This is a genomic window from Aeromonas sp. QDB30, from assembly GCF_027707645.1.
GTDB classification, from domain to species: domain Bacteria; phylum Pseudomonadota; class Gammaproteobacteria; order Enterobacterales; family Aeromonadaceae; genus Aeromonas; species Aeromonas caviae.
Window position 1 is genome coordinate 42864 of sequence record NZ_JAPCIY010000003.1, and the last position, 23096, is coordinate 65959.

Consider the following 23096-nt stretch of genomic DNA (forward strand, 5'->3'; position numbering starts at 1 on the left):
CCTTTCTCATTGAGCGGTGTCGGCCGCCAGCGGCGGCTGGAAGCGGCGAAGACGCAGCGCGTTGCCGAGCACGAACACGCTGGACAGTGCCATTGCGCCGGCCGCGAAGATCGGCGACAACAGGACGCCATAGGCGGGGTACAGCACGCCCGCGGCCACCGGGATCAGGGCCGTGTTGTAGCCAAATGCCCAGAACAGGTTCTGGCGGATGTTGCCGATGGTCGCCTTGGACAGCGCGATGGCATTGGGCACGCCCTGCAGGTTGCCCGACATCAGTACCACATCCGCCGATTCAACGGCCACGTCAGTGCCGGTGCCTATCGCCAAGCCCACGTCTGCCTCGGCCAGCGCTGGGGCGTCGTTAATGCCGTCGCCCACGTAGGCGATCTGGCCGTGGCTGGCCTTCAACCGGCGCACGGCTTCGACCTTGCCCTCTGGCAGCACTTCGGCCACCACCTCGTCGATGCCCAGTTGCTTGGCAATGGCCTGCGCGGTACGCGCGTTGTCGCCGGTGATCATCGCCACCTTCAGGCCGAGCTGGTGCAGCGCGGCAATGGCCGCGGGCGTGCTGGACTTGATCGGATCGGCGACGGCGATGATAGCGGCCAGCCGGCCGTCGATCGCGGCGTACAGCGGCGACTTGCCTTCGTTACCCAGGCGCTCCGCCGTGCGAGCGAAGCCGCCCACATCCAACCCCAGTTCACGCATGAAGCGATCGGCACCGACCTCGATACGCGCGCCGTCCACGGTGGCGCGCACGCCCATGCCCGTGACCGAATCGAAGTCTGTCATCGTCGGCAGCGCGATGCCACCTTCCACGGCTGACTCGACGATGGCGCGTGCGATCGGATGCTCCGAGCGCGATTCGACAGCGGCGACCTTCGCCAGCACCTGGTTGCGGTCAAACCCGTCGGCAATCTCCAGGTCGGTCAGGACCGGGCGACCCTCGGTCAGCGTGCCAGTCTTGTCCACAGCCACCACCTTGGCGTCCTTGAGCAGTTGCAGGGCTTCACCCTTGCGGAACAGCACGCCCATCTCGGCGCCTCGGCCCGTGCCGACCATGATGGAGGTCGGCGTCGCCAGGCCCATGGCACACGGGCAGGCAATGATCAGCACCGCCACGGCATTGACCAGCGCGAAGGACAGCGCGGGCGACGGGCCGAACACCAGCCAAACCAGGAAGGTCAGCACGGCGGCCAGCATGACGGCGGGCACGAACCACAGCGTCACCTTGTCCACCACGGCCTGGATTGGCAGCTTGGAACCTTGCGCCTGCTCGACCATGCGGATGATCTGCGCCAGCATGGTCTGGCCGCCCACGGCGGTCGCGCGCAGCGTCAGCGCACCCTTCTGGTTGACGGTGCCGCCGACCACGGTGCTGCCTTCCGCCTTTTCGACGGGAATCGGCTCGCCGGTGATCATCGACTCGTCCACGAAACTGCGGCCCTCGGTCACCTCCCCATCGACCGGCACACGCTCGCCGGGGCGCACTTCCACGATGTCGCCCTGCGCCACGTCGTTGATCGGGATGTCCACGATGCGGCCGTCGCGCAGCACATGCGCCTCCTTGGCCTGCAGGCCGACTAGGCGCTTGATGGCCTCGGAGGTGCGGCCCTTGGCCCGTGCCTCAAGAAACCGGCCCAGCAGGATCAGCGCCACGATGACCGCGGCCGCCTCGTAATAGACGTTCACCGTGCCGGCCGGCAGCAGGCTGGGCGCGAAGGTGGCGACCATTGAATAGCCGAAGGCCGCGGCCGTGCCGACCGCGACCAGCGAGTTCATGTCGGGCCCCAGGCGGAACAGCGCCGGAAAGCCCTTCTCGTAGAAGCGCCAGCCCGGAATGGCGAGCACCAGCAGGGTCAGCACGAACTGCAGATACCAGCTCTGCTGGATGCCGATGGTGGAAGCCACCCACTCGTGCATGCCAGGAATCATGTGCGAACCCATCTCAAGCACGAACACAGGCAGCGCCAGCACGGCGGCCAGGGTCAGGTCGCGCTTGAGTTCGGCGCGCTCGGCATCCTTCTTCTCGGCGGCTTCCTCGTCGGCCTGCATGCCAGTATCGACCGGGCTTGCCTCGTAGCCGACCTTATCGACAGCAGCGATCAGATCCTGCACGGACGCCACACCGCGTACGGTAGCGCGCTCGGTCGCCAGGTTGACCACAGCCTCAGTGACGCCCGGTACCGCCTTGAGCGCCTTCTCGACGCGGCCCACGCACGAAGCGCAGGTCATGCCTCCGATCGCCAGCTCAATGGTGCCCTGAGGCACGTCGTACCCTACCTTCTCGATTGCCTGGATCAGCGCCATGCGATCGACAGGACGGTTCAGGCGAATGTCCGCTCGCTCGGTGGCGAGATTGACAGACACGCTTGCCACGCCCTCGACCTTGGCAAGGGCGGCCTCGACTCGGCCGACACAGCTTGCGCAGGTCATGCCCTCGATGGGCAGGCTGATTGCCGCTGCTTGGGCGCCAGCACTACTCGTTGTTGCCATGCTCATGGTGTGCTTCCCATAGTTGAAATTCGACATGGAGGGAGCTTAGGGTTTACCATCGTGGGAAGGTCAAGCGCTTTTTCGGATGCTGTCAGGTTTCAGAAATGACCCGGTGCACGGGGAACGGAGGCCTTGCCTGCCAGGCTCGCACTGGTTCTTTGCTGCGCGCGCCTAAGCGGCCGCTGCCTTGTTAATTCTGAAGGGCGAAAACAGCCATTCGAGGTTAGGAAATATTTTAAAAATGAATACAAGTAAGCCATTCAGTACCCCACCGAAGGGTCCCAGCGCCGATTTGGAATCGCTGTCACAGAATGACGTGACCATCTTGGCTGAGACATTCCGCCTCCTGGGTGACCCGTCCCGGCTGAGAATCATGCTGTGCTGCATGAAAGGCTCTTCCTCGGTCGGGGACATCGCTGAAACCCTCGAACTCTCGCAGTCGCTGGTGAGCCACCACCTGCGGCTGCTGCGCGGTGCTCGCCTGGTCAAGGGCGTGCGCCAAGCCAAACAGATCTTCTATGAGGTGGCGGACAAGCACGTGAACCAGGTGCTGCTGGATATGGCCACCCACATCGCGGAAGACCACAACGACGAGTAACTGTTGGGCATAGCATGCCGTTGCGGCGTGGCCTACGTTCCATGGCGATATGCGCCCCACCGCCCGCAGCTGCGTTCGGTGAGGTGGTTTGGATGCCGCTTCCGATCAATCAGAAGTTGAGCGCGCGCTTGTCCACGGCCAGCGAGGCCTCTTTGAACGTCTCGGAGAGGGTCGGATGGGCAAAGCAGATGCGGGCGATGTCTTCGCTGCTGGCCTTGAACGCCATGGCGATCACGGCCTCGGCCACCAGTTCACTGGCCTGCGGGCCGACCACATGCACGCCGAGTATCTCATCAGTGGCAGGATCGGCGATCACCTTGACGAGGCCCGGCGTGTCGCCCAGCGCACGCGCGCGGCCATTGGCCATGAACGGGAAGGAACCGATTCGATAGGCGGTGCCCTGCTCTTTGAGCTGCTGCTCGGTGCGGCCTACCCAGGCAATCTCTGGGCTGGTGTAGATGACGTTGGGGATCGTATTGAAATCGACGTGACCGTGCTGGCCGGCAATGCGCTCGGCCACTGCGACACCTTCCTCTTCCGCCTTGTGCGCCAACATCGGGCCACGCACCACGTCACCGATGGCCCAGATGCCGGGCACACTGGTGCGGCATTCATCGTCCACCAGCACGGCGCCGCGCTCATCCAGTTGGAGTCCCACGGCGGCCGGATTCAGGCCTTCGGTGTTGGGCACACGGCCGATAGCCACGATCACTTTGTCTGCCTGCAAGGACTGCGTCTGGCCCTGGCTGTCGGTGTAGTGAATAGTCACGCCAGCCTCGGTTGCATTGACTTCGCGAACCTTCGCACCTAGTTCGATCTTCAGGCCTTGCTTGTCGAACGCCTTCTTCGCCTCCTTGGCGATGGCTTGGTCGACGATTGGCAGGAAGCTGGGCAAGCCTTCGAGGATCGTGACATCCGCCCCCAGGCGGCGCCAAACGGAGCCCAGCTCCAGGCCGATCACGCCGGCACCGATGACGGCCAACCGATCGGGCACGGCCGCGATGTCCAGCGCGCCGTCGTTGGAGAGCACGACCCGCTCATCGAACGGTAGGTTGGGGAGTGGCCGCACGTTGGAGCCTGTGGCAACGATGATCTGCTTGCCCACCAAGGTAACAGCCTCATCGGCGGCGACGCTCACCTCGAAGCCACCATCGACAGTCCTGGTGAAAGACGCCAGGCCGTTGAAAAACTGGACCTTGTTTTTGCGGAACAGATAAAGGATGCCTTCGTTGCTGGACTTCACGACCTGATTCTTACGTTCCAACATCGTGGTCACATCCATGCGCAGATCACCCGTGGAGATGCCGTGCGTGCCAAAGTGGTGCTTGGCTTGTTCAAAGTTCTCTGACGACTGCAGTAGCGCTTTCGAAGGGATACAACCGATGTTGTTGCAGGTGCCGCCAGGTGCTGGCTTTCCGTCCTTGTTCTTCCAGGCATCTACACAAGCGACCTTCATGCCTAATTGGGCAGCGCGAATGGCCGCGATGTATCCGCCTGGGCCGGCACCGATAACAATGACGTCGAAATGCATTTCCATGATTTACATCTCCAAAGTTTTTGAGGAAATAGTGAGCGCCTATGTCGCGCCTTTTGTCAGGTGGTCGCCAGATTACAGCTCGTTCCCTGACGATCACGTTGAACACTACGGCAGAACGAACCGGGCGCTCGCGGTATTGCCCCCACGTTCGACTTGGACGACGGCCTTCGTGCCCTTGGCTGCGGCGAAGGTCCCGCTGCCTTCGAGGCGGCTTCCGTCCGCGGCAGGCGTGAGTTGCACCTCCTGCTTTTGTGAGCCGGTCAACAGTGTGAGCTTGGCTTTGGTGTTGCTTACATTGACCTGCTTGCCGTGGTCGCGCAGGTAGAGTTGCGCTGCTGCGGGCTGAACGACCAACTCGTAGTCCACGTCCCGGACTTCGGTCACGACGCCACCATGCAGCGGCTTGTGGTCATGCGCGTGGTCATGGTCGCCTGCGGCGAAGGCGGTGACGGATGCCAGGGCGAGGGCGGTGCCGGCCGTGAGGGAACGAAATCGAACAGACATGAAAGCTCCTATAGGGTTACGGTGGTTGAAATCGGGTGACAGAAGGCGTTGCATCAGAATGCCTCCGCGTCGCGGTCGTCCAGCAGGCGTTCGGCAGGCTTGCGGCCGAACAGCCAGAACATGGCGGGTGTAAGGAAGGTGTCTAGCAGCGTGGAGCTGACCAGCCCCGAGAAGATCACCACCGCGACGGGGTGCAGGATCTCAGTACCGGGTCGGGACGCCTCGAACAGCAGCGGGGCCAGCGCGAAGGCCGTGACCAGCGCGGTCATCAGAACCGGGGAAAGCCGTTCGAGCGAGCCACGCACGATCATCTTCTGGTCGAAGTCCTCGCCCTCCATGCGCATGAGGTTGAGGTAGTGGCTCACCTTCAGGATGCCGTTGCGCACAGAAATACCCGCGAGCGTGATGAAGCCGACCAGGGCGGCCACGGACAACGGCTGGCCAGACAGCCACAGCCCCAACACGGCGCCGACCAGGGCCAATGGAATGTTCACCATGATGAGCGCTGATAGGACGACCGACTTGTAGCGCGTGTACAACACCACGAACATGAGCGTCAGGGAGACGATGGACAGCAGGCCCACCAGTCGCGAGGCTTCCTCTTGTGCCTGGAACTGGCCGCCCAGCGTGATGAAGTAGCCTTCGGGCAAGCGCACTTCTTGGACGACGCTGCGTATGTCGGCCACTACTTCGGACAGCGGCCGTCCCTGAGCGTTGGCCGACAAAACTATGCGTCGACGGCCATCGTCGCGGCTGACCTGGTTGGGGCCGTCGCTGTCTTCGATGGTGGCAAGGCGCGACAACGGGACCCGACCCATGGGCGTGTCGATGAGGATGCGGCTCAAGCCCTCAATCGACCGCGCCTGCTCGGGCAGGCGAACCACCAGCGCGAAGCGGCGGTTGCCCTCGATGACCTCGGTGATCTTTTCGCCTTCGACCAGGCTTTGCAGCGTGGACAGAATTTGCGGTGCGGCCACGCCGTAGCGTCCCGCCGCCGCATAATCCACGCGGATTTTGATCTGCGGCGCTAGGACCTGCTTTTCGATCTCCAGGTCAGCAAGCCCCGGAATTCCGGCCAGCTTGGCGCGCAGCAGATCCGCCTGCCCGCGCAGGACGTCCAGGTCCTCGCCGAACACCTTGATGGCGATCTGCGAGCGCACCCCCGACAACATGTGGTCGATGCGGTGCGAGATCGGCTGGCCAATGCCGATGGAGCCGGGCAAGTGAGCCAGACGCGAACGGATGTCGGCGGTGATCTCCTCCATGGAGCGCTTTAGCTCCGAGGCGGGCAGCAGGCCCACGTCCAGCTCGCTGACATGCACGCCTTCGGCATGCTCGTCCAGCTCGGCCCGTCCGCTGCGCCGGCCCACGTGCTGCACCTCTGGCACCTGCGCGACCAGCAGCTCGGCTTGCTGGGCAAGCGCCGAAGATTCGGCCAGCGTCACACCGGGATTCAGGCGCAGGCCCACCAGCAACGTTCCTTCATTGAACGGGGGCAGGAACGTGGTCGGGAAGAATGGCACCGCGGCGACAGCCAGTGTGACAGCCACAGCGGCCATGCCAAGGGCGGCACGCGGCCGCTGCAAGACCCGCTGCAGGCCGCCCTGATAGCGCGTCTTCAACCAGGCTAGAAGCCGAGTGTCGCCATGGTCCAGCGTCCTCATCTTGGGCAGCAGGTAGTACGAAAGCACCGGAGTGACCGTCACAGAGACCAGCAGCGAGGCCAGCGTGGAGACGATGAAGGCGATGCCCAGCGGCACGAACAAGCGCCCCTCCATCCCCGGCAGCGCGAACAGGGGCAGGAACACCAGCACAATGATCATCGTGGCGTAGAGAATCGCCGAGCGAACCTCCATCGAGGCCCTGGCAACGATGACCAGGGGCGTCAGCCGGTTCTCAGGGTGGCGGGTGCGGTCCTCCTTGAGCCGCCGCATGATGTTCTCCACATCGACCACAGCATCGTCCACGAGACCGCCGATGGCGATCGCCAGCCCACCGAGCGTCATGGTGTTGATTGATAGGCCGAAATAGTGGAACACCAGCCCGGTCACGAAGATCGAGGCAGGAATCGCGGTCAACGCGATCACCAGGGGGCGCAAAGTGCCCAGGAAGAAGAACAGGATCACCGCCACGAAGACCGATGCGCCGATGAGCTTGCCTTGCAGCGTGCTGATGGACGCCTCGATGAAGTTGGCTTGTCGGAAGGTCACCTGTGGCTCGGCCATGCCAGCCGGCAGTGAGCCCTTCATGTCCGCCAACGCTGACTCGATCGAGCGGGTCAGTGCAATCGTATCGGCCGTGGGCTGCTTTTGGATGCCCAGGATCACGGCTGGCAGGCCCTCGAAGCCCGCATCGCCGCGCTTGATGGCTGGCGCAAACTGAACATCGGCGACCTGGTGGAGCAGGATGGGTTGGCCCGCACGCACCGCGAGAGGCAGGTTACGCAGGTCGTCGAGTCGGGACGTGCGGCCCAGGTTGCGGATCAGGTACTCGCGGCCATTGATCTCCAGGAAGCCGCCGGAAGTGTTCGCGGAGAAGCCCTTGAGAGCCGCATCCAGATCGGACGCAGTCACGCCCAGCTCTGACATTCGCGTGGTGTTGGGCTGGACCTGGAACTGACGGACCTCGCCTCCGATCGGGATGACTTGGGCAACACCAGGTATGGCCATCAGCCGGGGGCGTAGCACCCAGTCCGCGTACTCGCGAGTGTCCATGGCCGACAGCGGCGGGGCTGCGGTCTTCTGCCCTGAGGGCTTGGCACCGATGGGGATTGCAATCTGCATGATCTCGCCCATCACTGAGCTGATTGGCCCCATAGTGGGCGTCACGCCCGGGGCTAGCCCTTCCTCCATGGACGTCAGGCGTTCGGAGACCATCTGGCGCGCCCGGAAGATGTCGGTCTTCCAGTCAAATGTCACGTAGATGAAGGAAAGCCCGGCGCTGGAGACCGAGCGCACGCTTTCGACGCTGGGCAGGCCGTTCATGGCCGTTTCGAGCGGGAACGTGATGAGTTGCTCGACTTCTTCGGCAGCCATGCCGCCAGCCTCCGTCATGAGAGTGACGGTCGGCTTGTTGAGATCGGGAAAGACATCTACCGGCGTGCGCGTCAGGGTGAACGCGCCATACGCCATCAGCACCAGCGCCCCGATGATGACCAGGAGCCGGTTTCGTAAGCTATTTTCGAGAAGCCACTTGAACATGGAATGGTGCCCCTCAACGAACTTGATTGATCAGGGACGCGCCCTCGACAACCACGCGGTCGCCGTCCGCCAGGCCCGAAGTGACAGCGATGGATGCACCATCCAAAGGAGTGATGTTCACGACACGCGGCTCGAAGCGCTCGGCCTGGTCTTTGACCCAGACGATGTTCTGGTTGGCAGGGTTCTTCATCAGCGCACCGGAAGGCACGCGGTAGCCAGGTACCGTCGTCGCCTCTTGCACGAAGACCACCACCGGCATACCGACCGCCAAGCGCGAGAGGCTTTCGCTGGTGCCCTTGAACAGCATGGGCAGGGCCTGCTCGCGCAGGCTGCTGGCGGCACCGACGAAGCTCAGCGGCACCTTCTGACCGCCTACTGCGAGTGCAGCACCGGCCAGGTTCTGTGCCATTGCCGGATCGTAGGCAAGCGCCTCGATGCGCAGTTGGGTCGGATCGACCACCTCAAACACCAGTTCGCGCGCATCCACGACCTGCCCGGCAACTGCGGGGCTGGATGCGATGACGCCGCTGACTGGGGCCTTCAGTACGTCCCTGCCGGCGAGGCCCCCGCTCAAGGCGCGGGCGCGTTCGGTCAGGCTGTTCACTTCGCTTTCGGCTGCTTCGATCTCCTTGCGGGGCACGGTCTCCGACAGCTCGCGCAGCCGGGCCAAGCGCTTCTGCGCGAGCGCTTGGCCCGCACGCAGCTCGGCAACCTGGGCCATCTGGCCTGAGCGCTCCAGCACACCGCTGGCCGGTTCGATGTAAGCCAGCACCTGGCCCTTGCGCACGGATTGGCCGATCTGCGGCAGACCATCCGGCCCGGGCACCAGCCGGCCCATTACCATTGCCTGGACCTTGCAGCCTGTCGTCGGGTCCATGATTACTTTGCCAGCCAGTTCATGGCTGCGGGCCAAGGGCTCCTGCTTGATCAGCTGGGTGCGTACACCGATCTGACGTTGCGACGGTTTCGGAAGAAACACGCTGCCATCAGGCTGGCGCTGGGGGCCATTGGAAGACGCAGCCGGCGCTTCGTCGCCGTGGTCATGGCCGTCGTGAGCGAACGCGGGAGCAGCCAGAGCCAATGCAGCCGCCATGGCCGTCGTCATTAGGAAACGGAAGTTGCGCTTCATGCTGCACCTCGCAGTGCACCGTTGGTGCGTGTACGTCTGCGCAGCGCCCACGCTAGGACACCGACGCCGAGGACTGCGGCACCGCCACCTAGTACGACCACACGGCCGGATGCGACGGCATGCTCGTGTTCGGCGTCTTCGCTATGAACATCGAGAACGCCCGTCAACAGGTCCGATTGGCCCTGCGCAGTAATAGTGGCCATGATTGAGGTCTCGCCATCGGATAGCGGCTCAGTCAGATCGGCCTCGAACTCTCCAACCCCGTGTGAGCTGACCTTTACCTGTTGACCACCCAGCTCGAGGGTCAGCTCGCCATCGGTCACCGGCCGGTTGTCGGCAGCATGGTCGAGGTAGAGTGTGAGACGCTGGCCGTTCAGCACACCCACCAGTTCGAAGTCATCGGAAACTGCGGCAAAGCGCGGAAGCGCGGCCGCTGCGGGGGCAGGAGCGGCTTCGCCATGGTCATGGCCGTCGCCGGCCCACGTTGCGCTACTGCCAAGCAGGAGGCTGGACAAGGCAGCTGCACGCCAGAAAGAGGATTGCGACATTTCTAAGGTTCCAGGATGGTTGAGCGCGCGCCGATCAGCGCGTGCCGGAGATGTCAGTGAAAGTCTCGGTCGGCTGCGGCAGCGTGCCTTGTGCCTGCAACAGGGACGAGATGGCCGCGGCATGCTCCACCTTGGCGAGCAGCGCCGCGCGCTCGGCCTCGGTGGCCTCCTGCTCGATGCGAAGGCGTGTCGGCATGTCCGTCTCGCCCATCGCGAACGACTTTTGGTAGAAGGTGCGCGTTTGTTGGGCTAGTCGCTGGCGCTCCGAAGCGGCCTGCATCTGGGTGCTGGTTGCCAGTTCGCGCGATTGGGCAGTTCGAATTTCCGAGAGTAGCCGGGTGCGCTGGGCCGCGAGTGCCGACTCAGCCTCCAGTGCCTGCGCATTGGCGCTGGACAATTGCTCGGTATGACGGCTACCCGTACCGAAGGGAATGCGCACACCCACCGTGATCGTCTGGTTGTAGCGTTCGCCGTAGCCGCCCCGATCCCGCGTGGTCGCCAGGGTCAGTTCGGGGTTGGCGTACTTCTGATGGGACACCAGTTCCGCAGAGCGGCGGGCCGCCAGCGCCTTGTGCTGCAGTTCCAGCAGCGCAGGGTGGTTACCCAACAACGCGCCGGACGGCTGTGCCGATGCCGGTTGAACTCGGACACCTGACTGCTCCGGCTGCGCGGAATCGGCCTGCGACGGGATACTCTCGATGCCGGTCAGTGCCAACAACGCCTCGCGCTGCGTGATTTCTTCGGCCTGAGCAATGGCCAGGGCACTACGAGCCGACGCCAAGGCGCCATCGGCCTGGTTTCTGTCGGCTTGCGCCAGGTCGCCCGCGCGAACCCGGCGAGCCACATCTTGCGCCAACTCGTCCGCGCTGCGGGTGCGATCCTGCGCCGCCACCAATTCGGCCTGGGCACGCTGCCATGCCCACCATGCCTGGCGAACCTGTCCGGCCGTGCGTAGCTTGGCGGCCAGCATCCGGCTGGATAGCGCGAGGCTTTCCGCGTCCGCCCAGCGTGCCGACGAGGCGCGCTCACCAGGCATCCAAAGGGGAATAGCCACCCCGACTTCATATTCGCGCTGTCCGTTGCGGTTGTTGAACCGATCAGTTTTGGTGGAGGCTTCCAGCGCCATCGGACCTGCCACCCAACTGCCGGCCGTCTCTTGGCGTGCTTGGGCGGCCTGCTGCCAGGCGCCTTCTCCAGCGGCTTCTGGCTGCCGCTGCCAAGCTGACTCCCACAATTGGGCGACCATGTGGCTGTCTGGTCTGGATGGGACGTGAGGGGCGGCTACTGGCTGGGCTAGCACGGTGCCGGCCCAAAGCGTGGATACCGCCCATATCCATCCCTTGCGTATGTCTTTGCGAAGCATTCAATTCTCCATCGGTGTTGCATCAGTACTTACCCCCGGCTGGGTGTTCTCTTTCCGAGCAAGTGCTTGTCGTTGAAAAGCCACTGTTCACTGGCTTAGATATGAACAATTGTATATCTATTCATATGAATGGGAAAGAAAACCTTACATCCTTTGAGCACCAATCGCCTTAGAGAGGGCGTCGGGCGCAAGACATCGAGAGGCGAGGTGGGGCTAATCCACTGCGCAAACAGCTATGCAGACTCCTTGAGCATATCCCCCGGGGGGGGATATGATTGCTGCATGAAAGAGATGCACAAGCACACCAGCCACCCAGATCTCGTGAAACGGCTCAAGCGCGCCGAGGGTCATCTGCGACACGTCATCGGGATGATCGAAGGAGAAGAAACCTGCCTGGACATCGCTCGCCAGCTCGCTGCGGTGGAGAGCGCCGTCACAGCGGCCAAGCGCGTCCTGATCCATGACCACATCGACCACTGCCTATCTCATGATGAGGACTCCGTTCTAGCCGAAATGAAGGCGCTAACCAGACTGCTCTGAGGTCTCTCGATGCTCTCCGTCCTAAAGAACCGCACCTACCGCCACCTGTTCACCGCGCAGGTGATCGCACTCGTCGGCACAGGCCTGATGACGGTAGCGCTCGGCCTACTTGCCTACGAGCTGGCCGGGGCCGATGCAGGTGCGGTGCTCGGGTCGGCGCTGGCTATCAAGATGCTGGCCTATGTGGGAGTCGCTCCAGTCGCACAGGCCTTCGCCGACCAGTTCCCGCGACGGTCATTGCTCGTAGCGCTGGACCTGGTACGAGCGGTTGTCGCGATCTGTTTGCCCTTTGTCACCGAGGTCTGGCAGATCTATCTGCTGATCTTTGTCCTGCAAGCGGCATCCGCCGGCTTCACGCCGACTTTCCAAGCCACTATCCCGGACATCCTTCCCGATGAAGAGGACTACACGAAGGCGCTGTCGCTGTCCCGGCTGGCCTATGACCTGGAAAGCCTGATTTCCCCGATGCTGGCTGCTGCGCTGCTGACCGTCATCAGCTTTCACAACCTGTTCGCGGGAACAGTGCTCGGTTTCCTCGTTTCAGCCGCGCTCGTGGTCAGCGTGCGGTTGCCCACAACTATTCCCGGACCGCGCCGCGGCATTTGGGATCGCACGACCCGCGGCACACGCATCTATCTCGCTACGCCACGCCTGCGGGGCCTGCTGGCGATCAGCTTGGCCGTCTCGGCGGCGGGCGCCATGGTGATCGTGAACACGGTGGTTCTCGTGAAGGCGCGCTTTGGCCTAGGCGAGGTCGAAGTGGCGTCGGCACTGGCGGCATTCGGAGGCGGTTCGATGGTGGCAGCCTTCGTTCTGCCATCCTTACTGGAAAAGGTGGCCGACCGAACCGCGATGCTCACCGGCGCTACCGTACTGGTCGTGGGCACGGGGATCGGCGCACTGCTGCCGAGCTATGCATTGTTGCTGCCGCTGTGGTTGATCATCGGCTTTGGCTACAGCGTGGCGCAAACGCCATCCGGCCGTCTTCTGCGCCGCTCGGCCCATGCCGAGGACCGTCCTGCGATCTTCGCGGCACACTTCGCGCTGTCGCACGCCTGTTGGCTCATCTGCTACCCACTTGCCGGCCGCTTCGGCGCGGTCATGGGCTTGCCATCGACCTTCATTGTCATGTCCCTGGTCGGCTTGGCCGGCGTGGCGCTGACGCTCTGGCTGTGGCCGGCCAGCGACCCTTCTGACGTGGCGCATGACCACCCCAGCTTGCCGCCGGATCACCCTCATTTACGCACACACGCAGACCAAGGCAGGCACCATCACCAGCTGATTCTGGATGACCTGCACCGTATCTGGCCGAAAGGATAGGCACATTTTCTCGTTGCGGCATCACAACGCATGGCTTCGGAGGCTGAGAAGGGTGAGCGAAAATATATCACATGAACACATATTCATGTGTTATATTTCGCCATAGTCAAACACTCAACCAGCAGAGGCGCCCATGTCCCAATCCAATGCACATGACCATGGTCACGACCATGATCACGACCACACCCCCACAGTGACGAGCGCCAACGAGCGCAAGGTTCTGGTTTCCTTCTTCCTGATCTTCGGCTTCATGCTCGTGGAAGCTGTCGGCGGCGTGCTGTCGGGCTCGCTAGCCCTACTTGCCGATGCTGGCCACATGCTGACCGACGCCGTGGCACTTGCCCTGGCTTACGCTGCCTTCCGATTCGGTCGCCGCGCAGCCGACAGCAAACGCACATTCGGTTACCTGCGCTTCGAGGTCATCGCCGGCTTCCTGAACGCCGTGACCCTGTTCGCGATCGTCGCATGGATCGCCTACGAGGCGTGGGAGCGGCTGCAGGCGCCGCCCGTCATCCTCGCCGGCCCGATGATGATCGTCGCCGTGCTCGGCTTACTGATCAACGTCCTCGTGCTGTGGATCATGACCCGCGGCGAAACCGATCACGTCAATGTGAAAGGTGCCATCCTCCACGTGATGGGTGACCTGCTCGGCTCTGTCGGCGCCATCGTTGCAGCGATCGTCATCTACTTCACCGGCTGGACTCCGATCGACCCCATCCTGTCGGTTCTAGTAGCGGCGTTGATTCTGCGCAGCGCCTGGAAGCTCCTGGCCAAGTCGATCCATATCCTGTTGGAGGGTGCGCCAGAGGACGCTTCGCCGGAAAAGGTGGAACAAGGCCTGATGAGCACTGTGCCCGGCCTGGCGGCTGTCAGCCATGTTCACGTGTGGCAACTCACTTCCGGTCGCACGATGGCCACGCTACACGTTCGACCCAACGTGGACGAGGAGGCGCGAGCTGTGGTCAAGCGCGTCGAGGCGGTGCTGCGAGAGCAGTTCAGCATCGAACACGCCACAGTCGGAATCGACTGGAACTCGGAGGCTGACGAGAACATCTGCAGCCTGCAACCCACGACAGGCCGTCAGGACCACAGCGGCCACGACCACAGTGAGCACAATCATGACCATGACCACTCCGCTCCCGGTCACAAGCATTGAGGCCGTGCTAGACGGTTCGCAGTTCACTGGAGGGTTTGAATCCATGACATCCCGCAAAACCACCAGCGCCGCTATTGTGCAATGTTCGACCTCTAACCACGGCACGACCACTGATGTCCTCGCACTATCGCAAAGTGACGTCGCTGTTCTGGCAGAGACCTTCCGCCTGCTGGGCGACCAATCGCGATTGAAAATCCTGTTGCAGTGCATGCGCGGATCGGTCGCAGTGGGCGACATTGCTGGCTCGCTAGACCTGTCGCAGTCCTTGGTCAGCCATCACCTGCGCCTGTTGCGCGGCGCGCGCCTCGTGCGCGGCGAGCGCCAAGCCAAGCACATCTTCTACGGCATTGCCGACCAGCACGTCAGCCAGGTACTCCAGGACATGGCGGTTCACATTTCGGAGGACAGACACGACGATTGACTGAACATGTGAGTGCGCGCCGGCCTACGCCTTCAAGGGGTAGGCTTTTTTTGGCTATCAATCTAGAGAGACACCGGCGCGCCTTGCTGAATGCCTAGAAGACCCCAAGCAAAAAGCACTCTAAAAATAAACACTTGAACATATCTTCATGTGTGTTATTATTTGTCTACGGGGTATCCGAAAGGCGTAAGGACCACGCCATTATTTTTAACGTCAAGGAGTATTGACCATGTCCAAGAAAATTCGCTTTGCTGTTCTGCTTTCCGCACTTTTTGCTGCTGGAGTAAACGCTCAACCGTTCGCCGCAGATATGACACGGCAACAGGTCCAAGAGGATCTGGCTGCTTGGAGGCAATCTGGGCTGGAAGCGTTGTCTCGCGGCGAAAGCGGCCCGGATACGTTCAGCCCTCAATACCAGGCTGCCTTTCAGCGCTACTTGCAATTGACCCAAGGTGATATGTATCAGGCGCCCTCAGCAGGAAAGACTCGTGCTGAAGTGATGGCTGATTTGGAACTGTGGAAAATCTCCGGCATGCACGCGTTCACCTCGCGCGGAATCACCACCGCTTCGCACACCCAAGCCTACCAACAAGCCTACGAGAGCTATCTCCAGCTCAAGCTGGGTGCGGCTTACAAGGCTCCGGTGGCATTGACTCGTGCTCAAGTAAAGAGTGATTTGGCAGATTGGCAGGTTGCGGGAATGGCTGGATTCTGGGCTGGTGAGCAGACGCCTGATACCTATAGTGATGCCTACCGCACCGCATTTGAAACCTACCAGATGCTGCGCAACAAAAAATGACTTAATGGCAGCTGCATAAAGCAGCGGTCGGATGGTTCAGCCAGAAAGAGATTCTTTCTTTTTTTTGAATAAACATACAAACAAGTGTTCATTTGTTTGCATAACATTCCGATCGCTGATTTGTGCGTCCTGCCACGGCGATTACTCAGAGAACCAGGAGATTGATATGTCTTTGGAAACATTGGACGGCACAGGAGCGCAGGACGAACAACTGGGCTTTCGGGTCGAAGGTATGGATTGCGCCAGTTGCGTCGGCAAGATTGAAACAGCGCTTGGTCGAATTGATGGCGTATCAAATGTACAGGTTAATTTTACAAATGAGACGCTGACGTTGACGCGCAGCACAAGTAGCCGAAATACTGCACGCGACATTGCCAAGAAAATCCGGTCCCTGGGCTTCGACGTGCAGGCACTGCCCGCGTCCGAAATGTCCGCAGCACCTGCACCGCGCCATGCGGCCCACGCGCATGACCACGCCGGCTGCGGCGGCCACCATGACCATGGGCATGCCCACGACCACGGGCACGATCATTCGCACGGCAAAGCGTGCGGTGATGACCATGGGCATGGCCATGCTCACGGCCATGCCCATGCCCATGACCACGGTCACGATCACGGGGCCTGCAGCGGGCATGACCATGCGCCGGCCTCTGCCTCCCGTGGAGCACCCAGCACGCCCCCCAACGTGTCCATGCGCGTCGAGGGCATGGACTGCGCCAGTTGCGTCGGCAAGATCGAAACGGCGCTCGCTCGCATGGATGGCGTGTCCGATGCCCGCATAAACTTCACCGCAGAAACGCTGGAATTGACGCTCGCGTCTGGCGGCCCCACGCAGCTCGGCCACATCGAGAAGACCATCAAGAGCCTGGGCTTCGGCGTCTCCGACGTGCGCCGCCATGATGGCTCAGCACCCGCGGCCCCAGCAGCAGCATCGACGGCGCGCCATCAGCGCTGGTGGCAGACGAAGAAAGGCAAGCACGTGCTGGGCCTGGGCGGCCTGATGGGCTCGGCCTACGCGATCGCGCAGTTCGTTCCTGGCTACGCTGAATGGATCTTCGCCGCTGCGGTGATCGCGGGCGTGCTGCCGTTCGCTCGCAAAGCCTTCGCGCTGGCTGTGTCAGGCTCGCCGTTCTCTATCGAAACGCTGATGGTCGTCGCCTCGCTGGGCGCGCTCGTGATAGGCGAGGCCGAGGAAGCTGCTGCCGTGGTGTTCCTGTTCGCGATCGGCGAGCTGCTGGAAAGCGTGGCCGCCGGCCGCGCGCGCGCCGGCATCAAGGCGCTGGCCTCCCTGGTGCCTAAGACGGCGGTACTGCTCGATGCCGCGGGCGGGCAGCGCGAAGTGCCCGCCGCTTCCCTGCGCGTGAGCGACCGCGTGCTGGTGCGCCCTGGTGACCGGGTGCCTGCGGACGGCAAGATCCTCCGCGGTGAAAGCAGCCTGGACGAGTCGCCTATCACCGGCGAGTCCGTACCGCGTCAAAAGGCTATCGGTGCCGACGTGTTCGCCGGCTCCATCAACGTCGATGGCGTGCTCGAAGTACAAGTCGAGAAGACGGCATCGGACAACACCATTTCTCGCATCATCCAACTGGTGGAGCAGGCGCAGTCCTCCAAGGCGCCCACGGCTCGCTTCATCGAAAAGTTCAGCCGCTACTACACCCCTGCCGTCATGGCCATCGCGGCGTTGATCGTGGTGGTTCCGCCACTTGCCATGGGTGGCGACTGGGGTACCTGGCTGTACCGCGGCCTCGCACTGCTGTTGATTGCCTGCCCATGTGCGCTGGTGCTCTCCACACCGGCGGCCATCGCCTCGGGCCTTGCGGTGGCCACGCGACGGGGCCTGCTGATCAAGGGTGGCAACGCGTTGGAAACCATCGGCCGCGTGCGCGCCATTGCCTTCGACAAGACTGGCACGCTGACCGAGGGCAAGCCGCGCATCACCGAGGTCCTGCCCTTCGGGCTGTTCAAGCATCAACAGGTCCTTGCGCTTGCCGCCGCTGTCGAGTCCGGCTCAAACCATCCCTTGGCGAAGGCCATTGTCGCCCATGCCAAGAGCCTGGACGTGGCGATTCCCCAGGCCACGGGCGCATCGGCCATTGCCGGCAAGGCGGTGCGCGCCACCGTGAACGGCAGTGCGCTCGCTGTCGGATCGCCCGCCCATGCGGAACAGACGGCCACGCTGACAGCCGCGCACCGCAGGGAAATCGACAAGCTGGAGGATGGCGGCAAGACCGTGGTGGTCCTGTTCGACGAAGCCAGCAAGAACGTTCTGGGCCTGCTGGCCCTGCGCGACGAGCCCCGCCGCGACGCGCGCGAAGGCGTGGCCCAGCTCAACGCCATGGGCGTGCGCTCGGTCATGCTGACCGGCGACAACCGCCGCACCGCGCAGGCGATCGCCGGCAAGCTGGGCATCGAGTGGGAGGCCGAGCTGCTGCCGCAGGACAAGCTGCGCTTGGTCAACGAGATGAAGCGTGATGCCAAGGTGGCGATGGTCGGCGACGGCATCAACGACGCGCCGGCCCTGGCGACCGCCGACGTGGGTATCGCCATGGGCGGCGGCACGGACGTGGCGCTGGAAACCGCCGATGCCGCGCTGCTCAAGAGCCGCGTCACGGACGTGGCCCACCTGGTGGCCCTGTCGCGGGCGACGATGGCCAACATTCACCAAAACGTCGTATTCGCCATTGGCCTCAAGGGCTTGTTCCTGGTCACCACCGTGTTGGGTATCACCGGCTTGTGGGTTGCCGTGCTGGCCGACACCGGCGCCACGGCCCTGGTCACGCTGAACGCACTGCGCCTGCTGCGCTTCAAGGGCGCGCCGGAGGCCAACCACGGCGACGACGCCGGGCGTCCCACCACCTTGTCCGTGCCGTCTGCCCGCTGAGGCAACAAGAGGGCTTGACCTTGCCGTCGTTGTAACGCCTAGCCTCCACACAAATGTCTGCAGAGCGCTTCGGAAGGGCCGGAGTTCTGCATCCAAGAAAGGGTCACTTCCATGCGTAAAAAAACAGAATCATTGTGGTGGCAGGCGTCATCGCAGCCGTCGGGGGGATAGCGATCGCTGCCCGCGACGCCAAGGACGAGGGCAAGGCCGCGGCGCCCCCGGCGGGCGCGCCGATGGCGCCGCAGGTGCCCGTGGCCGAGGTCATTACCCGCACGGTCGCGCCATCGGCCGAGTACACCGGCTTCCTGGCCGCGCCCAAGACCGTCGAGCTGCGCTCGCGGGTCGGCGGCGCCGTCGATGCGGTGAGCGTTCCCGAAGGTAGCCTCGTGCGCAAGGGCCAACTGCTGTTCCAGATCGACCCGAGGCCGTTCCAGGTTGCGCTCGACACGGCCGTGGCGCAACTGCGTCAGGCCGAGGTGCTGGCCAGCCAGGCCCAGGCCGACTTTGACCGCGCCGAGCGCCTGGTGGCGACCGGCGCCGTCGCGCGCAAGACCTATGACGATGCCGCCTCCGCACGCAACGCGCGCCAGGCTCAGGTGCAGGCGGCTAAGGCCGCCGTTGCTGCGGCTCAGCTGGACCTGTCCTACGCCCGCGTCACTGCGCCCATCGCCGGGCGCGTCGACCGCGTGCTCGTGACCGAGGGCAACTTGGTCAGCGGTGGCGGCGCCGGCGCGGCCACGCTGCTGACCACGATCGTATCCATCGACCCGTTGCACGTGTACTTCGACATTGATGAGGCCACCTATCTCAACGTCGTCAGCCGCTCGCGGCCCGCTGCGGGCGCCGGTAGCAAGGCTTCGCTGCCCGTGCAGGTCGGGCTGACCACGGACAAGGGTTTCCCGCACAGGGGCGCGCTCGACTTCGTGGGCAACACCATTGACCGAAGCACCGGCACGATCCGCGCGCGCGCCGTTGTGCCCAACCCGGATGGGCGCATGGCACCCGGCATGTTCGCCCGGGCCAAGCTGTCCACCGGCGCGGCGCGCGAGGCCGTCCTGATCGACGATCAGGCCGTGGGCACCGACCAAGGGCGCAACTACGTGCTGGTCGTGGGCGAGAACAACCAGGCCCAGTACCGGCCCATCGAACTGGGGCCGGTGGTGGACGGGCTGCGCGTCATCAACGGCGGCCTGCAGGCCGGTGAGAAGATCATCATCAAGGGCCTCGTGCGCCCCGGCATGGCGGTCACGCCGCGCATGGTGCCCATGCAGGCGCCCGCGGCACCGGCCGCCGGCGCGACCGGCGCGACCAAGGCTGCGGCAAACGCTCCGGCTCCCGCTGCGGCGCCTGCCAAGGCCGGTGGCGCGGACCCCGCCAAGGCTGACGGCGCGGCCGGCTCGGCGGAGGCCCGCAAATGAATTTCCCCCGCTTCTTCATCAACCGGCCGATCTTCGCCATCGTCCTGTCGGTGCTGATGCTGATCGCGGGCGCGATCAGCTATTTCCAGCTCCCCCTGAGCGAGTACCCCCAGGTCACGCCGCCGACGGTGCAGGTCACCGCCAGCTATCCCGGCGCCAACCCGCAGGTGATCGCCGACACCGTGGCATCGCCGCTGGAGCAGGCGGTCAACGGCGTGGAAGGCATGATGTACATGCAGTCCCAGATGTCCACGGACGGGCGGATGGTGCTGACCATCTCGTTCGAGCAGCACATCGACCCCGACGTCGCGCAGATCCAGGTGCAGAACCGCGTCTCACGCGCGCTGCCCCGGTTGCCGCCCGAGGTCCAGCGCATCGGCGTGGTCACCGACAAGACCGCGCCCGATATTCTCATGGTGGTGCATATGCTCTCGCCGGGGGACCGCTACGACCCGCTGTACGTGTCCAACTACGCGATGCTCAACGTGCGCGACGAACTGGCGCGCCTGCCGGGCATCGCCAACGTGATCATCGGCGGTGAAGGCGAGTACGCAATGCGCGTCTGGCTCGACCCCGAGAAGGTCGCATCGCGGGGCATGACCGCCAGCGATGTGGTCGCCGCCATCCGCGAGCAGAACGTGCAGGTCGCAGCCGGCTCGATCGGCCAGCAGCCGAATGCGTCGGCCGCCTTCCAGGTCAGCGTCAATGCGCTGGGGCGCCTGACCACCGAAGAGCAGTTCGGCGACATCGTGATCAAGGCCGGCGCCAACGGCCAGGTGACCCGCCTGCGCGACGTCGCACGCCTGGAACTGGGCTCGGACAACTACACCATGCGCGGCCAGCTCGACGGCGAGAACGCGGTCGGCCTGCAAATCCTGATGACGCCCGGCTCCAATGCCCTGGACACGTCCAGCGCGGTGCGCGCGACGATGGAGCGGCTGCAGGCCAAGTTCCCCGAAGGCATCGAGTACAAGATCGCCTACGACCCCACAGTCTTCGTGCGCGCCTCGCTCCAGTCCGTCGCCGTCACGCTGCTGGAGGCCATCCTCCTGGTGGTGATCGTGGTGGTGCTGTTCCTGCAATCTTGGCGCGCGTCGATCATTCCACTGATCGCCGTGCCGGTCTCGCTGGTCGGCACGTTCGCGGTGATGCACATGTTCGGCTTCTCGCTGAACACGCTGTCGCTGTTTGGCCTCGTGCTCTCCATCGGCATCGTGGTGGATGACGCCATCGTGGTGGTGGAGAACGTGGAGCGCCACATGGCGCTGGGCGAATCGCCCAAGGATGCGGCGCGCAAGGCGATGGATGAAGTGACTGGCCCGATCCTGGCCATCACCTCGGTGCTGGCAGCGGTCTTCATCCCCTCGGCGTTCCTGTCGGGGCTGCAGGGCGAGTTCTATCGCCAGTTCGCGCTGACCATCGCGTTCTCGACCATCCTGTCGGCGATCAACTCGCTTACGCTGTCGCCAGCGCTGGCCGCCATCCTGCTCAAGCCGCACCACGGCGCGGCCAAGCCCGATCGTCTCACGCGCATCATCGACGGCGTGTTCGGCGGCTTCTTCCGCCGCTTCAACCGCTTCTTCGATCGCGCCTCGAATTCCTACGTCGGGGGCGTGCGCCGCGCGGTGCGCGGCAGCGCCATCGTGCTGCTGCTCTACGTCGGCTTCCTGGGCCTGACCTGGCTGGGCTTCCACAAGGTGCCTGCGGGCTTCGTGCCGGCCCAGGACAAGTACTATCTCGTGGGCATCGCCCAGCTTCCGACCGGCGCCTCGCTGGATCGCACCGAGGCGGTCGTCAAGGAGATGACCAAGATCGCACTGGCTGAGCCGGGCGTCGAGAGCGTGGTGGCCTTCCCGGGCCTGTCGGTCAATGGACCGGTGAACCAGCCGAACACCGCGCTGATGTTCGCCATGCTCAAGCCCTTCGATGAGCGCAAGGACCCGTCGCTGTCGGCCTTCGCCATCCAGGGCAAGCTCATGGGCAAGTTCAGCCAGATCCCGGACGGCTTCGTTGGCATCTTCCCGCCGCCGCCGGTGCCGGGCCTGGGTTCGATGGGCGGCTTCAAGCTGCAGATCGAGGACCGGGCGGGCCTGGGTCCCGAGGCGCTTGCGCAGGCACAGGGCCAGATCATGGGCAAGGCCATGCAGGCGCCCGAGCTGGCGAACATGCTCGCCAGCTTCCAGACCAATGCGCCGCAGTTGCAGGTGGACATCGACCGGGTGAAGGCCAAGTCGCAGGGCGTATCGCTGACCGAGGTGTTCGACACCCTGCAGGTCAACCTTGGCTCGCTCTACGTCAACGACTTCAACCGCTTCGGTCGCACCTACCGGGTCATGGCCCAGGCCGATGCGCAGTTCCGCATGCAGGCTGAGGACATAGGCATGCTCAAGGTGCGCAATGCAGCGGGCGACATGATCCCGCTGAGCGCGATCGCGACCATCGAGCGCAGTTCCGGCCCCGACCGGGTGATGCATTACAACGGCTTTCCCTCGGCCGACATCAGCGGCGGGCCAGCGCCGGGCTACTCGTCCGGCCAGGCCACCGCCGCGATTGAGAAGATCGTGAGCGAATCGCTGCCGGACGGTATGACCTACGAATGGACGGACCTGACTTTCCAGGAAAAACGGGTTGGCAACACGGCGATCTACATCTTCGCGCTGGCGGTGCTGCTCGCCTTCCTGTTCCTGGCGGCCCAGTACAACAGTTGGTCGCTGCCGTTCGCTGTGCTGCTGATTGCACCCATGGCGCTGCTCTCGGCGATCGCCGGCGTCTGGCTCTCTGGGGGCGACAACAACATCTTCACGCAGATCGGTTTCGTGGTGCTGGTCGGCCTGGCTACCAAGAACGCGATCCTGATCGTGGAGTTCGCCCGCGCGAAGGAAAGCGAAGGGGCCGATCCGCTGGCAGCCGTGCTCGAAGCCGCGCGCTTGCGGCTGCGCCCGATCTTGATGACGTCGTTCGCCTTCATCGCTGGCGTGGTGCCGCTGGTGCTGGCCAGCGGTGCGGGCGCCGAGATGCGCCACGCCATGGGCATCGCGGTGTTCGCCGGCATGCTGGGCGTGACGGTATTCGGCCTGGTGCTGACGCCGGTGTTCTACGTTGTGGTGCGTAAGCTGGCGCTGCGCCGCGAAGCGCGCCATGCCCATGTCGGCATGACCGACCAGCAGGCGTGACGGCCAGGAGGAC

16 protein-coding genes are annotated in these 23096 nt (G+C 63.8%); 9 read left to right on the forward strand and 7 right to left on the reverse strand.

The window, feature by feature from the left end:
- Window positions 1-6: 6 nt before the first annotated feature.
- Window positions 7-2502 (reverse strand): heavy metal translocating P-type ATPase, encoded by a 2496-nt coding sequence (locus PG896_RS01595; protein WP_196739817.1) that lies wholly within the window; start codon window positions 2500-2502, stop codon window positions 7-9.
- A gap of 235 nt (window positions 2503-2737) precedes the next feature.
- Between PG896_RS01595 and PG896_RS01600 the strand changes: the two genes are divergently transcribed.
- The gene (locus PG896_RS01600) at window positions 2738-3094 is read left to right on the forward strand and encodes an ArsR/SmtB family transcription factor (RefSeq protein WP_015912826.1); all 357 of its coding nucleotides are present in this window, start codon (window positions 2738-2740) and stop codon (window positions 3092-3094) included.
- Between the two features lie 109 nt (window positions 3095-3203).
- On the opposite strand, the gene lpdA is transcribed toward PG896_RS01600, so the two are convergent.
- From lpdA to PG896_RS01630, 6 genes are all read right to left on the reverse strand, one after another.
- Window positions 3204-4631, reverse strand: a complete 1428-nt coding sequence (gene lpdA / locus PG896_RS01605; protein ID WP_015912827.1) for a dihydrolipoyl dehydrogenase — start codon at window positions 4629-4631, stop codon at window positions 3204-3206.
- Between the two features lie 105 nt (window positions 4632-4736).
- Window positions 4737-5135: a hypothetical protein gene (locus PG896_RS01610; RefSeq protein WP_015912828.1), complete on the reverse strand. Its 399-nt coding sequence runs from the start codon at window positions 5133-5135 to the stop codon at window positions 4737-4739.
- 53 nt (window positions 5136-5188) lie between these two features.
- Window positions 5189-8335, reverse strand: coding sequence for an efflux RND transporter permease subunit (locus tag PG896_RS01615; protein WP_270835326.1), 3147 nt, complete (start codon window positions 8333-8335; stop codon window positions 5189-5191).
- Window positions 8336-8348: 13 nt separating this feature from the next.
- Entirely contained in the window at window positions 8349-9464 is a 1116-nt protein-coding gene (locus tag PG896_RS01620; protein ID WP_270835327.1) for an efflux RND transporter periplasmic adaptor subunit, read from the reverse strand.
- A complete protein-coding gene (locus tag PG896_RS01625; RefSeq protein WP_015912829.1) occupies window positions 9461-10012 on the reverse strand; it encodes a hypothetical protein in 552 nt (183 codons plus the stop codon). The genes PG896_RS01620 and PG896_RS01625 overlap by 4 nt, the downstream gene beginning before the upstream one ends.
- 34 nt (window positions 10013-10046) lie before the next feature.
- Complete coding sequence (locus PG896_RS01630; protein ID WP_223656232.1) at window positions 10047-11258, reverse strand: TolC family protein; 1212 nt, start codon at window positions 11256-11258, stop codon at window positions 10047-10049.
- A 399-nt stretch (window positions 11259-11657) separates the two neighbouring features.
- On the opposite strand from PG896_RS01630, the gene PG896_RS01635 reads away from it, so the two are divergent.
- The 8 genes from PG896_RS01635 to PG896_RS01670 all read left to right on the forward strand — a co-directional run bounded on the left by PG896_RS01635 (window position 11658) and on the right by PG896_RS01670 (window position 23083).
- Window positions 11658-11915 (forward strand): metal-sensing transcriptional repressor, encoded by a 258-nt coding sequence (locus PG896_RS01635; protein ID WP_003821156.1) that lies wholly within the window; start codon window positions 11658-11660, stop codon window positions 11913-11915.
- Between the two features lie 9 nt (window positions 11916-11924).
- Entirely contained in the window at window positions 11925-13235 is a 1311-nt protein-coding gene (locus tag PG896_RS01640) for an MFS transporter (RefSeq protein ID WP_003821155.1), read from the forward strand.
- A 133-nt stretch (window positions 13236-13368) separates the two neighbouring features.
- Entirely contained in the window at window positions 13369-14391 is a 1023-nt protein-coding gene (locus PG896_RS01645; protein WP_003821153.1) for a cation diffusion facilitator family transporter, read from the forward strand.
- Window positions 14354-14812 (forward strand): ArsR/SmtB family transcription factor, encoded by a 459-nt coding sequence (locus tag PG896_RS01650; protein WP_439328552.1) that lies wholly within the window; start codon window positions 14354-14356, stop codon window positions 14810-14812. Before PG896_RS01645 ends, PG896_RS01650 begins: the two co-directional genes overlap by 38 nt.
- 229 nt (window positions 14813-15041) lie before the next feature.
- A complete protein-coding gene (locus PG896_RS01655; protein ID WP_003821150.1) occupies window positions 15042-15611 on the forward strand; it encodes a DUF4148 domain-containing protein in 570 nt (189 codons plus the stop codon).
- A gap of 166 nt (window positions 15612-15777) precedes the next feature.
- Window positions 15778-18492 carry a heavy metal translocating P-type ATPase gene (locus PG896_RS01660; RefSeq protein ID WP_210538757.1) on the forward strand — a complete coding sequence of 905 codons (2715 nt, stop codon included), beginning with the start codon at window positions 15778-15780 and terminating at the stop codon, window positions 18490-18492.
- A 137-nt stretch (window positions 18493-18629) separates the two neighbouring features.
- Entirely contained in the window at window positions 18630-19910 is a 1281-nt protein-coding gene (locus tag PG896_RS01665) for an efflux RND transporter periplasmic adaptor subunit (RefSeq protein WP_234493403.1), read from the forward strand.
- Window positions 19907-23083 (forward strand): efflux RND transporter permease subunit, encoded by a 3177-nt coding sequence (locus PG896_RS01670; protein WP_270835328.1) that lies wholly within the window; start codon window positions 19907-19909, stop codon window positions 23081-23083. The genes PG896_RS01665 and PG896_RS01670 overlap by 4 nt, the downstream gene beginning before the upstream one ends.
- Window positions 23084-23096: the final 13 nt, after the last annotated feature.